This is a genomic window from Streptomyces sp. NPDC104106 (assembly GCF_055584345.1).
Map to the genome: position 1 here is coordinate 62,032 of NZ_JBVJMF010000011.1, position 12,881 is coordinate 74,912.

A 12,881-nucleotide genomic window follows, 5' to 3' on the forward strand; every position below is an offset into this window, starting at 1 on the left:
TTCGGTCGTCCCGCACTTCCGGCGGCCGGCCGCCCGGACCGCCGGAGGATCGCTCCGCTGGGTCGGGATTCAGCCTTGCCGAATCACCAGTCTGCCACCCTGCCGCTGGGCGACGACCCTGCCGGGGAGATTGATGGCCCCCTGGCCGCGCCAGCCGGTGATCAGTCGGTCCACTTCCTCGATGTGGCGGGCGAACAGCGCGCCCGCAGGGGCGCCGGCCTCGATGGCGGCACGGCGCAGGATGCGGCGGCGCACGGCGGGCGGCAGGGCGTACAGCTTGGCGCACTCCAGCAGGCCCGCGGCGTCCCGTACGGAGGCCTCGGCCTGGCGGGCCCAGGTGTCGAGGGCGTCGGCGTCGTCGCGGGAGAGCTGGGCGGTGCGGGCAAGCGCCTCCACGACGCCCTTGCCGAGGGCCTTCTCCAGGGCGGGCAGACCCTCGTGCCGCAGCCGGGAGCGGGTGTAGGCCGGGTCGGCATTGTGAGGATCGTCCCAAACGGGGAGCGACTGGACCATGCAGGCCTTGCGGGCGGTCTGCCGGTCGAGCTGGAGGAAGGGGCGCCGGTAACGGCCGCCGGCCCCCGAGACCGCGGCCATGCCGGACAGGGAGCGGATGCCGGAGCCGCGGGCGAGGCCGAGCAGGACGGTCTCTGCCTGGTCGTCGCGGGTGTGGCCGAGCAGGATCGCGGCGGCTCCGTGGCGTTCGCTCACGGCGTCCAGGGCGGCGTAGCGGGCGTCGCGGGCGGCGGCTTCCGGGCCGCCCTCGCGGCCGACGGCCACGGTGACCGACTCGACCGGATCGAGACCGAGTCCGCGCAGGCGCAGGACGACCTCGTCGGCGCGCAGGTCGGAGCCGACCTGCAGGCCGTGGTCGACGGTGACGCCTCCGGCACGCACGCCGAGGCGGGGCGCTTCGAAGGCGAGCGCGGAGGCGAGGGCCATCGAGTCGGCGCCGCCGGAGCACGCGACGAGAACGAGCGGGGAGGGGGGCCGCTCGGCCGTCCGGCCCGGGTGCCCGACGCGGGCCGTGCGGCCCGGCTGACCCGAGGTGTGGTCATTGAGGATGTCGTGGAGGACGCGGCGGACCGCCAGGCGTATCGCCGCGACCGCAGGATGGGGACCCATGGTCGGTTCCCTTCATGAAGTTGTCGGGGATGGGCCCGATGCCAGTCACTCAGAGTGTGTAGATGGTGACAGAACCGGGAGGTTCCCCGAGCATTGCACGCCTACGCACGGCTCACGGTCCCTCGGACGGGTGATTGGAGGGGCGTTCGCCTGCCGTAGGCCGGATTCGATTCACGACGTGCCGCCGGCGTTCACGACTCGGGCTTGCGGTGCACCCGCGTGACCCAGTCCGCCGGTTTGGCGATCTCGGCCTTGGTGGGAAGCGTGTTGGGCGAGGTCCACACGCGGTTGAAGCCGTCGACGCCGACCTGCTCGACCACGGCCCGTACGAACCGCTCGCCGTCCCGGTACTGCCTGAGTTTGGCATCCAGACCCAGCAGCTTGCGCAGCGCGAGATCCAGCCGGGAGGCGCCCTTGGCGCGCCGCTGCTGGAACTTCTCGCGGATCTCGGCGACCGACGGCACGACGCTCGGTCCGACGCCGTCCATGACGTAGTCGGCGTGTCCCTCCAGCAGGGACATCACGGCGGTGAGACGGCCGAGGATCTCGCGCTGGGCCGGGGTCTGCACCAGTTCCACGAAGGAGCGTCCGCCGTCCTCCTCCTCGCCCTCGGGACGGCCCCCGGCGAGGGACTGCGCGGCTTCCCGGATGCGCTCCAGGAAGGTCATCGGGTCGACGTCGGTCTCCGCCAAGAACGACTGGATCTCGCCCTCGAGGTGGTCGCGCAGCCAGGGCACGGCGGTGAACTGCGTGCGGTGCGTCTCCTCGTGCAGGCACACCCACAGGCGGAAGTCGTGCGGGTCGACGTCGAGTTCGCGCTCGACGTGGACGATGTTGGGCGCGACGAGCAGGAGCCGGCCGCCGCCGTTCTCGCCGGCCGGCAGTTCGCGGGTGGCCGGGGCGAAGGTCTCGTACTGGCCGAGGACGCGCGAGGACAGGAACGACAGCAGCATGCCCAGTTCGACGCCGGTGACCTTGCCGCCGACGGCGCCGAGGACCGCGCTGCCGGGGTTGCCCGCACGCCGTTCCTGCATCTTCTCCAGCAGGGGCTTGAGGATCTCGCGGAAGCCGGCGACGTTGGCGCGGACCCACCCGGGGCGGTCGACGACGAGGACCGGGGTGTCGTGGATCTCGCCGGTGCCCATACGAGTGAAGCCCCGGACGTGCTCCTCCGAGGCCTTCGCGTGCCGCCGCAGTTCCGCGACGACGGCGCGTGCCTCGTCGCGGCTGACGTCGGGGCCCGGTCGCACGAGCCGTGTCGCGGTCGCCACCGCGAGGTTCCAGTCGACCATCCCGGGAGATGTGGTGCCACCGAAGCCAGTCATGCGTCAACCGTACGTGAGCCGTCCCACTTGGGGCAGTGGCCACGGCGCCGGGTGCGCGCCACGCGCGCGTGCGCAGCGGGTGGTGGCGACAACGCCACAGATGTGCGTGCCAGGCCCCGCGAGGCCGGGATGATCCGGACGACACCCCTAGCCGCAACCGCATCCCGCCAGTGCCGTCGCCGTCCTGTCCAGGGCCGACTGGGCCTCCTGGGGGTTCGTCGTGCCGGAGGCCATGAAGGCGAAGCCCAGCAGGCGTCCGTCGGCGTCGACGACCGTGCCGGCCAGCGTGTTGACCCCGGTCAGGGTGCCCGTCTTGGCGTGGACGAGGCCTGCCGCGCCGTCGGTGTAGCGGTCGGCCAGGGTGCCGGTGAAGGCGGCGATGGGCAGGCCGGTGAGGACGGACCGCAGGCCGGGGCGGGCCGGGTCGCCGGCCGCGACCAGGAGTCCGGTGAGCAGGTCGGGCGTGAGCCGGTCGTCCCGGTTGAGGCCGCTGCCGTCGTGGAAGGAGGCGCCGGCCATCGGCAGGCCCAGTTTCGTCAGCCGCGCGGAGATCGCCTTGGCGCCGCCGTCGAAGCTGCCCGGCTCGCCGCTCGCGAGTGCCGTCTGGCGGGCCAGGGTCTCGGCGATGTCGTTGTCGCTGTTGGTCAGCATCCGCTCGACGATGTCGGACAGCGGGGGCGAGGAGACCGTGGCGAGGTTCTGCGCGCGCGTGGAGGCCTTCGAGGGTCCGGGCGGTGTCGTGGTGATGCCTGCGTCCTTGAGGAAGCCGGCGAACTTCGCGGCCGCGTCCGCCGCCGGGTCGCTCACGCGGGGCGCCGGGCCGCTGGTGGAGTCGTCGGTGCGGCCCTCGTCGGCGGTCAGGGCGCTGACCGGGGCGAGGTTGTCGTTCACGCCGATGGGGTGCAGGGCGGGGCCCGTGAACAGGGTCGTGTCGTAGGAGAGCGTGACCTTCCGGATGCCGCGCTTGTTCAAGGCCCTGGCGGTGTCGGCCGCGAGCCGGCGCAGGCCGGCCGGGTCGTCGGCCTGCGTGCGGGCCGTCAGGGTGGGGTCGCCACCGCCGACCAGGACGAGTTCGCCGGTGTCGGGTTCGAGGGACGCGCGCGTGGTGAAGCGGTGGTCGGGACCGAGGGCGGACAGTGCGGCGACGGCGGTGGCGATCTTGGTTGTGGAGGCGGGCATGAGGGCGTTGCCGTCGTCGCTGCCGTACAGCCGCTTGCCGGTGGTCATGTCGACCACGGCCGCCGCGTGGCCGCCGCCGAGCGCGGGGGCATCCAGAAGGGGCCCCAGGAGGTCCGAGAGGGGCTTTGCGCCGGGGGCGGCCTTCTTGGTGCCGACGGCGCCCGTCGCGCCGTCCAGCCCCACCAGGACGGGTCCGGCGCTCGGCGCGGGCTGCGGTGCCCCGGCGGCCGCGGAGTCACCGTGATCTGCGCCACCTGACCGCTCCAGGGCGATCGCCCGGTCGCGCTCGGCCGTACGCTGGCCGTTGGCGTCCCAGGGGCCGGCCACGGTCACCACGCCGGCGGCGAGTGCGAGGCCGGCGGTGGCGGCGCCCGCGGTGTACTGCCAGGTCCTGACGGCTCGCGGACGGGGGAGGTGCGGGGACCGCGAGGCAAGGGCCCGCGTCAACCGCGCGACCCGCGGCCTCATGGCCGTCACGGCCCGCGCCAGACGTGGTCGTACGGCGTTCGCGATCCGCTCCACCTGCGGTCTTGCGCCCCGCCACGGCCTCGGCTCTGGCACGACCACCAGCCCCTTTCGCGATCACACACCTGCGTGAGGGACACTTAACCACCAGAACTATGTGCTGATCATGGAGGAGCCACCGGTGGAGTTCGACGTCACGATCGAGATCCCGAAGGGTTCGCGCAACAAGTACGAGGTGGACCACGAGACCGGTCGGATCCGCCTGGACCGTCGTCTCTTCACCTCGACCGCCTACCCGACCGACTACGGCTTCGTCGAGAACACCCTCGGCGAGGACGGCGACCCGCTGGACGCGCTGGTCATCCTGGACGAGCCGACCTTCCCGGGCTGCCTGATCCGCTGCCGCGCGATCGGCATGTTCCGTATGACGGACGAGGCGGGCGGCGACGACAAGCTGCTGTGCGTGCCGGCCACCGACCCGCGCGTGGAGCACCTGCGCGACATCCACCACGTCTCGGAGTTCGACCGCCTGGAGATCCAGCACTTCTTCGAGGTGTACAAGGACCTGGAGCCCGGCAAGTCCGTCGAGGGCGCCAACTGGGTGGGCCGCTCCGACGCCGAGGCGGAGATCGAGCGGTCGTACAAGCGCTTCAAGGAGCAGGGCGGCCACTGAGCGGTCCCTGTCTCGCTGAACGGGCCGCACGCGTGCGTGTGCGGCCCGTTTGTGTGTCCACCGCGCGGTCACGCGCATACTGTGGCCAGCGGAAGGTGTCATTCAGGGAGCGGTGCGAGGTGACGGAGGCGGAGGACCGCAAGCCCCGGTCGGACGAGGCGCGGTACGACCCGGAGATCACGTCCGAGTTCGCCATTCCCCAGGGCATCGAGGTCCCCGAGGGCGGTGGCGAGTCGGAGACCACGTCCGAGTTCGCCGTGCCGGACGGACTGGAGGTGCCGCAGCCGGACGCGGAGCCGGAGGCGTCGGCCTTCACCCTGCCGAGCACCTACAGCGCGAAGAGCGCCCCCACCGCCTTCACGCCGGCGACCGGGACACCGGCGGTCAGCCTGATCAAGGACGCGCCCTGGCAGGACCGGATGCGCACGATGCTGCGCATGCCGGTGGCCGAGCGGCCGGCGCCGGAGCCCGTGCAGCGCCACGAGGAGGAGGGCCCCGCGGTTCCGCGCGTGCTCGACCTGACGCTGCGTATCGGCGAGCTGCTGCTCGCGGGCGGTGAGGGCGCGGAGGACGTGGAGACGGCGATGTTCGCGGTGTGCCGCTCCTACGGCCTGGACCGCTGCGAGCCGAACGTCACCTTCACCCTGCTGTCGATCTCGCACCAGCCGTCGCTGGTGGAGGACCCGGTCACGGCGTCGCGGACGGTACGGCGGCGGGGCACCGACTACACGCGCCTGCAGGCCGTGTTCCGGCTCGTGGACGACCTGACCGACCCGGAGACGCACGTCTCGCTGGAGGAGGCCTACCGGCGGCTGGCGGAGATCCGCCGCAACCGCCACCCCTACCCCGGCTGGGCGCTGACGCTGGCCGGCGGGCTGCTGGCCGGTGCGGCCTCCGTGCTGGTCGGTGGCGACCTGATCGTGTTCGTCGCGGCGGCCGTCGGCGCGATGCTCGGCGACCGGCTGGCCTGGCTGTGTGCCGGGCGCGGGCTGCCGGAGTTCTACCAGTTCACCGTCGCCGCGATGCCGCCCGCCGCGATCGGGGTCGCGTTCGCGCTGGCCGACGTCGATGTGAAGGCGTCCGCCGTGGTCACCGGTGGGCTGTTCGCTCTGCTGCCCGGACGGGCGCTGGTGGCGGGTGTGCAGGACGGCCTGACCGGCTTCTACATCACCGCCTCCGCGCGCCTGCTGGAGGTCATGTACTTCTTCGTCGGCATCGTCACCGGCGTGCTGGTCGTCCTGTACTTCGGCGTGAAGGTCGGCGGCAAGCTGAACCCGGACGCGTCGCTCGTGACCAACGAACGGCCGCTGATCCAGATCGCGGCGTCGATGCTGCTGTCGCTGACCTTCGCGATCCTGCTCCAGCAGGAACGTTCGACCGTGCTCTGGGTGACCCTCAACGGCGGCGTCGCGTGGTCGGTGTACGGCGCGATGCACTACGTCGGCAACATCTCGCCGGTGGCCTCCACGGCCGTGGCGGCAGGTCTGGTGGGTCTGTTCGGACAGCTGCTGTCGCGCTACCAGTTCGCATCGGCGCTGCCGTACACGACGGCGGCGATCGGGCCGCTGCTGCCCGGCTCCGCCACGTACTTCGGGCTGCTCAGCATGGCCCAGAACCAGGTGGACAAGGGGCTGGTGTCACTGGCCAAGGCGGCGTCGCTCGCCATGGCCATCGCGATCGGGGTCAACCTGGGGTCGGAGATCTTCCGGCTGTTCCTGCGGGTCGGCTCCGCCGGCAAGCGCCGGGCGGCGAAGCGGACGCGGGGGTTCTAGCCTCCGGGCGCCGTCCACGGGCTCCTTCAGTGGTTGCGGTAGTCGTACGGGTACTGGTTCTGGTCGTAGTGCTGCTGCGGCTGCTGGCTGTAGTGCTGCGGCTGCTGCGGCTGCTCCTGGGCGTACTGCTGGGGGTACTGCCCCTGGTCGTAGTACTGCTGGTCCCAACCCTGCTGCTGGGGCTGCTGGTACGGCTGCTCGTACTGGTGGTCGTAGCCGTGGTCGTACGGCTGCTGCTCCGGCTCGATGCGGCGCAGCTGCGTCGTCGCGTCGTCCCTCACCGGCTGCTGCGCCTGGTGCTGGTACGCGGCCTGCTGCCGGGGGACGGCGGCGGGCTGCGGGGCGGGGCTCGGGGCCGGCACCTTCTTGGCCTTGCCCCGCGCGCGCAGGAACTCGATCGCGATCGGGACCACCGAGACCAGGACGATGAGGATCAGGATCAGCTCGATGTTGTTCTTGACGAAGTCGATCTTGCCGAGCCAGGAGCCGAGCAGGGTGACGCCCGCGCCCCACAGGACACCGCCGATGACGTTGAACGTCACGAACGAGCGGTACTTCATGCCGCTGACGCCCGCGATGATCGGCGTGAACGTGCGCACCACGGGCACGAAGCGGGCGAGGACCAGGGACTTCGGGCCGTACTTCTCGAAGAACTCGTGGGCCTTGGTGACGTTCTCCTGCTTGAACAGGCGGGAGTCCGGGCGGTTGAAGAGGGACGGACCGACCTTCTTGCCGAACATGTAGCCCGTCTGGTCGCCGAGTATCGCGGCGAGGCAGATCAGGCCGATCGCGCCCCACAGGGGGAAGTTCATCTGGTGCGAGGTGATCAGCAGGCCGCAGGTGAACAGCAGCGAGTCACCGGGCAGGAAGAATCCGATGAGCAGGCCGGACTCTGCGAAGACGACGAGCAGCAGGCCCCAGATGCCGAAGCTGTCCAGGAGGTTGTTCGGATCGAGCCAGCTCGGGCCGAGGGCGAGTGTCATCACGGGTCCGGGCTCCTGAAGGGTGAAGGGCGGCTGCGGCGGCTGAACGGCGTACTTCCCTGTGAGTGCCGCCCAAAGCTATCAACGTGAAGTGACCGCCCCGGGTTCCACCGGTGCCTCCAGGATGCACTGTGGACCGACCGAGAGAAAGCTGTGACTCATGGGACTCGAAGACTACGGCGGTGGCCAGGGGCCCCAGCCGGACGTGCTGGTCGTGACGACGAACGACGTGCCGGGGTACCGGGTGGAGCAGGTGATCGGCGAGGTCTTCGGGCTCACCGTCCGCTCGCGCCACCTCGGCAGCCAGATCGGCGCCGGGCTGAAGTCGATGATCGGCGGCGAGCTGAAGGGGCTCACCAAGACGCTCGTACAGACCCGCAACCAGGCCATGGAGCGCCTGGTGGAGCAGGCACGCGCGCGTGGTGCCAACGCCGTGCTGGCGTTCCGCTTCGACGTGACGGAGGCCGCCGACGTGGGCACCGAGGTGTGCGCGTACGGCACCGCCGTGGTCGTCGCCCGGCAGTGACCCGGGTCCCGGCCTGGGTGTGACCTCGCGCACACCCAGGCCGGGACCCGCCGGAGCGGGTCAGGAGCCGTGCCGGTCGGCGTTGGCGAGGATCGCGTCGTGCAGGTGCTGGGCGAGCCCCTCGCGCACGGCGTCGTAGAACGCCTTGAAGCGCTCGTCGGACACGTACATCCCGGCGAAGCACCGGTGCATCTCGTAGGAGACGCCGAAGTACCAGCGGCTGACGTGCTGCCGGTGCTCCTCGGCCAGGTCCATCGCCGCCTCGCCGGCCGGCTCCTCGCCGGCGTCCATCAGGGCGGCGTACCGCTCCTGCCAGTCGTCGACCTCTGCCTGGATGCGCTTCCAGTCCTCCTTGGTGTAGGTGGCGGCGCGGCGCTGCGACTCGGCGTACGCCTCGGTGTCGCCCCAGCGCGCCTCCGCCTCGGCGCGGTACTTCTCGGGGTCCTTGTCCCCGAAGACCTCGAACCGCTCCTCGGGCGTGAGTTGGATGCCCATCGCGCGTGCCTCCATGGCGTGTTCCACGGCCTCGGCCATCTTCTGGAGCTTCTCGATCCGGGCGGTCAGCAGGTCGTGCTGGCGGCGCAGGTGTTCGCGCGGGTCCACCGTGGGATCGTCGAGCAGGGCCGTGACCTCGTCGAGCGGGAAGCCGAGCTCCCGGTAGAACAGGATCTGCTGGAGCCGGTCGAGGTCGGCGTCGGTGTAGCGCCGGTGGCCGGCGTAGGTGCGCTCGCCGGGCACGAGCAGGCCGATCTCGTCGTAGTGGTGCAGGGTGCGCACCGTGATTCCGGTGAACCCCGCGACCTGTCCCACGGAGTAGCTCACTTTTCCGCTCCTTGTCATCGGTACGTCCACCACGCTGAGGCCTCACGTGGCGTGAGGTGCAAGTCCGGCCGGAACCTTCCTCTCGGGGTGTCCCCGATCCTCGACTCAGGGTCATTCCGGATGTCCGGCCGGTCCCGCCCGCCTATGGTGGCCGGTGAGGAGGCGCTCATGGCCCTGCACAAAGGTCCCGAGAGGCATCAGGAACGGACGATGTCGGTGAACCCGTTCTTCGGTGAGGCCAATCCGGTCGGCGACATGACCGCGGCCCCGCCCACCCACCGGCTCCCGGACGGCCCGCTGGCGCCGTCCACGGCCTATCAGCTGGTGCACGACGAGCTGATGCTGGACGGCAACTCCCGGCTGAACCTGGCCACGTTCGTCACCACCTGGATGGAGCCGCAGGCCGGGGTGCTGATGGGCGAGTGCCGCGACAAGAACATGATCGACAAGGACGAGTACCCGCGCACGGCCGAGCTGGAGCGGCGCTGCGTGGCGATGCTCGCGGATCTGTGGAACGCGCCGGATCCGTCGGCTGCGGTGGGCTGTTCGACGACCGGGTCGAGCGAGGCGTGCATGCTCGCCGGGATGGCGCTCAAGCGGCGCTGGGCCCGGCGCAACGCCGACCGCTACCCGGGCGCCCGGCCGAACCTGGTCATGGGGATCAACGTCCAGGTGTGCTGGGAGAAGTTCTGCAACTTCTGGGAGGTGGAGGCCCGGCAGGTCCCGATGGAGGGCGACCGCTTCCATCTGGACCCGCAGGCCGCGGCCGAGCTGTGCGACGAGAACACCATCGGGGTCGTCGGCATCCTCGGCTCGACCTTCGACGGCTCCTACGAGCCAATCAAGGAACTGTGCGCGGCCCTGGACGCCCTGCAGGAGCGCACCGGGCTCGACATACCGGTGCACGTGGACGGCGCGTCCGGCGGGATGGTGGCGCCGTTCCTGGACCCGGACGTGGAGTGGGACTTCCGGCTGCCGCGCGTGGCCTCGATCAACACCTCCGGGCACAAGTACGGGCTGGTGTACCCCGGCGTCGGCTGGGCCCTGTGGCGGGACGCGCAGGCGCTGCCGGAGGAGCTGGTGTTCCGGGTGAACTACCTGGGCGGCGACATGCCCACCTTCGCGCTGAACTTCTCCCGGCCCGGCGCCCAAGTGGTCGCGCAGTACTACACGTTCCTGCGCCTCGGCCGCGACGGCTACCGGGCGGTGCAGCAGTCGACGCGGGACGTGGCCGGCTCGCTCGCCCGGCGGATCGGGGAACTGGACGACTTCCGGCTGCTCACGCACGGGGACCAGCTGCCGGTGTTCGCGTTCACCACGGCCGACGGCGTCACGGCGTACGACGTCTTCGACGTCTCCCGGCGGCTGCGCGAGAGCGGCTGGCTGGTGCCCGCCTACACCTTCCCGGCGAACCGCGAGGACCTCTCCGTGCTGCGGGTCGTGTGCCGCAACGGCTTCTCGCACGACCTGGCCGATCTGTTCCTGGCGGACCTGACCCGTCTCCTGCCCGAGCTGCGCCGCCAGCCGCATCCCCTGACCCGCGACAAGGAGGCGGCCACCGGCTTCCATCACTAGTGCCCCGGCAGGCAACGTTCGCCCCGTCGCGACGCCCGGCACGCTCCCCCGCTGCGCGGGAGGTGCCCCCACTCGCCGCACCGGACGCGGCTCCTTGACCGGCAGACGTTGGCTGCCGGGGCACTGGCCCGGCGGCCGGCGGACCGCGCCCGGCGCGAGAAGAGGGATCGCCGACCCGCGGCCGGCGTAGTGCCGTACCGCTAGCCGCCCTGTTCCAGAGCCACCAGCTCGAACGCCGTCTTTCCGTCCAGGGACTCGCGGATGATGTCGGCGTGGCCGGCGTGCCGCGCCGTCTCGCGGATCAGGTGCAGGCACACCCAGCGCAGCGAGACGCGGCCCTCCGGCGGGAACCAGGGATCCGGCGGCAGCGGGAAGGTGTCGTCCAGCCTCGGCGCGGAACGGATGAACTTCTCCGTCTCGGCGGCCACCTGCTCCCAGTACGCCAGCTGCGAGGCCACCGTCTCCTCGCCGACCAGCTGGAAGGTCTCGTGCCAGTTCGACTGGTCGCGGCGGATCGCAGGCGGCTCCTGCTTGGCGCGGGCGATCCAGCTCTGTTCGACCTCGGCGGCATGCTTGAGCAGGCCACCGAGCGACAGCTCGCTGACGCTCGGCCGGGTGCGGGCCTGTTCCTCCGTCAGCCCGAGCAGTGCCCGGCGGATGCCGCCGCGCTGCTCCTCGATGAACGCGAGCAGCGCCCCGCGCTCGTCGCCCTGTGCCTCTGCCGGTACGTGCGTGACCATGGCCGGCCGCCTTTCGTCGGTGCCGTCGGGGGCCCTTCGCCCCTGACACCGACGAACGTACGGGCCATTGAGGTCAGATCCTGACCTCAATGGCCGAGCGTCCGTGGGAACGCCGGTAAAGGGTCAGAACGGGAACCCGCTGCGCCCGTGCTGCACCGAGATCCACTTGATGGTCGTGAAGGCCTCCAGCGTCGTCTCGCCGTTCAGGCGGCCGATGCCGGAGTGCTTCTCGCCGCCGAACGGCACGAGCGGCTCGTCGTGGACCGTGCCGTCGTTCACGTGGAACATCCCGGTGTCGATCCGCTTGGCGAAGGCGACGCCCCGCTCGATGTCCCCGGTGTGCACGGCGCCGCTGAGGCCGTAAGGGGTGTCGTTGACGATCCGGACCGCCTCCTCCTCACCCTCGAACCGGATGAGGAAGACGACCGGGCCGAAGATCTCCTGCTGGAGCAGCGCGGAGTCGGCCGGAAGGTCGGTGAGCACGCTGGGTTCGACCAGGTTGCCCTCCGCGGCGCCCCGGACCAGGGCCGTGGCGCCCTCGGCGATCGCCTGCTCGACGACGCCGGAAAGGGCGCTGGCCTGCTGGGAGTTGATCACCGGGCCGATGACGGTCTGCGGGTCGCGCGGGTCGCCGGTCTTCAGGGTGCGCACCTTGGCGACGAACTTCTCGGTGAACTCGTCGGCGACGGAGGCGTCCACGAGGACCCGGTTGGCGGCCATGCAGACCTGGCCCTGGTGGACGAACCGGCTGAAGACGGCCGCGTCCACGGCGTAGTCGAGGTCGGCGTCGTCGAGGACCACCAGCGCGCTGTTGCCGCCCAGTTCGAGCACCGAGCGCTTGAAGTTCCTGGCGCACACGGTGGCGACGTGCCGGCCGACCGCGTCGGAGCCGGTGAAGGAGATGACCTTCGGGACGGGGTGCTCGATGAAGGCGTCGCCGATCTCGGCGATGTCGGTGACGACGACGTTGAGCAGGCCGCCGGGCAGGCCGGCGTCCTCGAAGATCTTCGCGATCAGGGTGCCGCCGGCGATCGGGGTGTTCTGGTGCGGCTTGAGGACCACGCCGTTGCCGAGCGCGAGGGCTGGCGCGACCGACTTCAGGGACAGCAGGAAGGGGAAGTTGAACGGGCTGATCACGCCCACGACGCCGACCGGCACCCGGTAGACGCGGTTCTCCTTGCCGTCCACCGGGGAGGGCAGGATCCTGCCCTCGGGGCGCAGCGCGAGGTGGATCGACTCGCGCAGGAACTCCTTGGCGAGGTGCAGCTCGAAACCGGCCTTCACGCGCGTGCCGCCCAGCTCCGCGGTGATCAGGTCGGCTATCTCCTGCTCACGGTCCTCTATCAGCCGCAGCGCGCGCTCGAAGACCCCGCGCCGGGTGTAAGGGTTGGTCTCGGCCCACTGCTTCTGGGCACGAGCGGCGGCCCGGTAGGCCTGGTCGACCTCCTCGACCGTGGCCACCGTGATCGAGGCCAGCTTCTCGTCGTCGTACGGGTTGAAGTCGATGACGTCCCAGGATCCGGTGCCCGGACGCCACTCGCCGTCGATGTACTGCTGGGCCAGGTCGCTGAAGTAGGACGACGCCATGTGATCCCTCAATCGTTAGCGGACACCAGATCTACGCCACGTCTGATCACACGTCATCGTACTTGTGCCGGAAGGTGGTTGAAGGTGTCCTCTCAAGAACGGCCGGCCCTCC

At 71.0% G+C, this 12,881-nt stretch carries 11 protein-coding genes; 4 read left to right on the forward strand and 7 right to left on the reverse strand.

All coding sequences use genetic code 11. The annotated features are described in order from the left end of the window. Positions 1 to 69: 69 nt before the first annotated feature. From tilS to dacB, 3 genes are all read right to left on the reverse strand, one after another. Complete coding sequence (tilS, locus tag ACZ60X_RS25150; protein WP_469602542.1) at positions 70 to 1,122, reverse strand: tRNA lysidine(34) synthetase TilS; 1,053 nt, start codon at positions 1,120 to 1,122, stop codon at positions 70 to 72. Between the two features lie 191 nt (positions 1,123 to 1,313). Further along, positions 1,314 to 2,447: a zinc-dependent metalloprotease gene (locus tag ACZ60X_RS25155; RefSeq protein WP_469602545.1), complete on the reverse strand. Its 1,134-nt coding sequence runs from the start codon at positions 2,445 to 2,447 to the stop codon at positions 1,314 to 1,316. A 147-nt stretch (positions 2,448 to 2,594) separates the two neighbouring features. Next, the gene (gene dacB / locus ACZ60X_RS25160) at positions 2,595 to 4,148 is read right to left on the reverse strand and encodes a D-alanyl-D-alanine carboxypeptidase/D-alanyl-D-alanine endopeptidase (RefSeq protein ID WP_469603099.1); all 1,554 of its coding nucleotides are present in this window, start codon (positions 4,146 to 4,148) and stop codon (positions 2,595 to 2,597) included. A gap of 124 nt (positions 4,149 to 4,272) precedes the next feature. Between dacB and ACZ60X_RS25165 the strand changes: the two genes are divergently transcribed. Together ACZ60X_RS25165 and ACZ60X_RS25170 are read left to right on the forward strand one after the other, a co-directional pair. Beyond that, positions 4,273 to 4,764 (forward strand): inorganic diphosphatase, encoded by a 492-nt coding sequence (locus ACZ60X_RS25165; protein WP_014674108.1) that lies wholly within the window; start codon positions 4,273 to 4,275, stop codon positions 4,762 to 4,764. 119 nt (positions 4,765 to 4,883) lie between these two features. Further along, complete coding sequence (locus tag ACZ60X_RS25170; RefSeq protein ID WP_469602548.1) at positions 4,884 to 6,536, forward strand: threonine/serine exporter family protein; 1,653 nt, start codon at positions 4,884 to 4,886, stop codon at positions 6,534 to 6,536. A 26-nt stretch (positions 6,537 to 6,562) separates the two neighbouring features. Here the strand turns inward: ACZ60X_RS25170 and ACZ60X_RS25175 are convergent, their stop codons facing one another. Next, positions 6,563 to 7,522 (reverse strand): DedA family protein, encoded by a 960-nt coding sequence (locus ACZ60X_RS25175; RefSeq protein WP_469602550.1) that lies wholly within the window; start codon positions 7,520 to 7,522, stop codon positions 6,563 to 6,565. A 157-nt stretch (positions 7,523 to 7,679) separates the two neighbouring features. On the opposite strand from ACZ60X_RS25175, the gene ACZ60X_RS25180 reads away from it, so the two are divergent. Then, positions 7,680 to 8,045, forward strand: a complete 366-nt coding sequence (locus tag ACZ60X_RS25180; protein ID WP_469602552.1) for a YbjQ family protein — start codon at positions 7,680 to 7,682, stop codon at positions 8,043 to 8,045. 60 nt (positions 8,046 to 8,105) lie between these two features. Here the strand turns inward: ACZ60X_RS25180 and ACZ60X_RS25185 are convergent, their stop codons facing one another. Beyond that, positions 8,106 to 8,867, reverse strand: a complete 762-nt coding sequence (locus ACZ60X_RS25185) for a MerR family transcriptional regulator (protein ID WP_469602554.1) — start codon at positions 8,865 to 8,867, stop codon at positions 8,106 to 8,108. A gap of 168 nt (positions 8,868 to 9,035) precedes the next feature. Between ACZ60X_RS25185 and ACZ60X_RS25190 the strand changes: the two genes are divergently transcribed. Beyond that, positions 9,036 to 10,442 carry a glutamate decarboxylase gene (locus ACZ60X_RS25190; protein ID WP_469602556.1) on the forward strand — a complete coding sequence of 469 codons (1,407 nt, stop codon included), beginning with the start codon at positions 9,036 to 9,038 and terminating at the stop codon, positions 10,440 to 10,442. A 200-nt stretch (positions 10,443 to 10,642) separates the two neighbouring features. On the opposite strand, the gene ACZ60X_RS25195 is transcribed toward ACZ60X_RS25190, so the two are convergent. After that, positions 10,643 to 11,182 carry a DinB family protein gene (locus ACZ60X_RS25195; RefSeq protein WP_469602558.1) on the reverse strand — a complete coding sequence of 180 codons (540 nt, stop codon included), beginning with the start codon at positions 11,180 to 11,182 and terminating at the stop codon, positions 10,643 to 10,645. Positions 11,183 to 11,305: 123 nt separating this feature from the next. Then, complete coding sequence (locus ACZ60X_RS25200) at positions 11,306 to 12,769, reverse strand: aldehyde dehydrogenase family protein (protein ID WP_469602560.1); 1,464 nt, start codon at positions 12,767 to 12,769, stop codon at positions 11,306 to 11,308. Positions 12,770 to 12,881 lie beyond the last annotated feature (112 nt).

Bases quoted from the DNA above. Each gene is read 5' to 3' on its own strand.
- tilS (WP_469602542.1), bottom strand. From the start codon at position 1,122: ATGGGTCCCCATCCTGCGGTCGCGGCGATACGCCTGGCGGTCCGCCGC.
- ACZ60X_RS25155 (WP_469602545.1), bottom strand. From the start codon at position 2,447: ATGACTGGCTTCGGTGGCACCACATCTCCCGGGATGGTCGACTGGAAC.
- ACZ60X_RS25180 (WP_469602552.1), top strand. From the start codon at position 7,680: ATGGGACTCGAAGACTACGGCGGTGGCCAGGGGCCCCAGCCGGACGTG.
- ACZ60X_RS25190 (WP_469602556.1), top strand. From the start codon at position 9,036: ATGGCCCTGCACAAAGGTCCCGAGAGGCATCAGGAACGGACGATGTCG.
- ACZ60X_RS25195 (WP_469602558.1), bottom strand. From the start codon at position 11,182: ATGGTCACGCACGTACCGGCAGAGGCACAGGGCGACGAGCGCGGGGCG.
- ACZ60X_RS25200 (WP_469602560.1), bottom strand. From the start codon at position 12,769: ATGGCGTCGTCCTACTTCAGCGACCTGGCCCAGCAGTACATCGACGGC.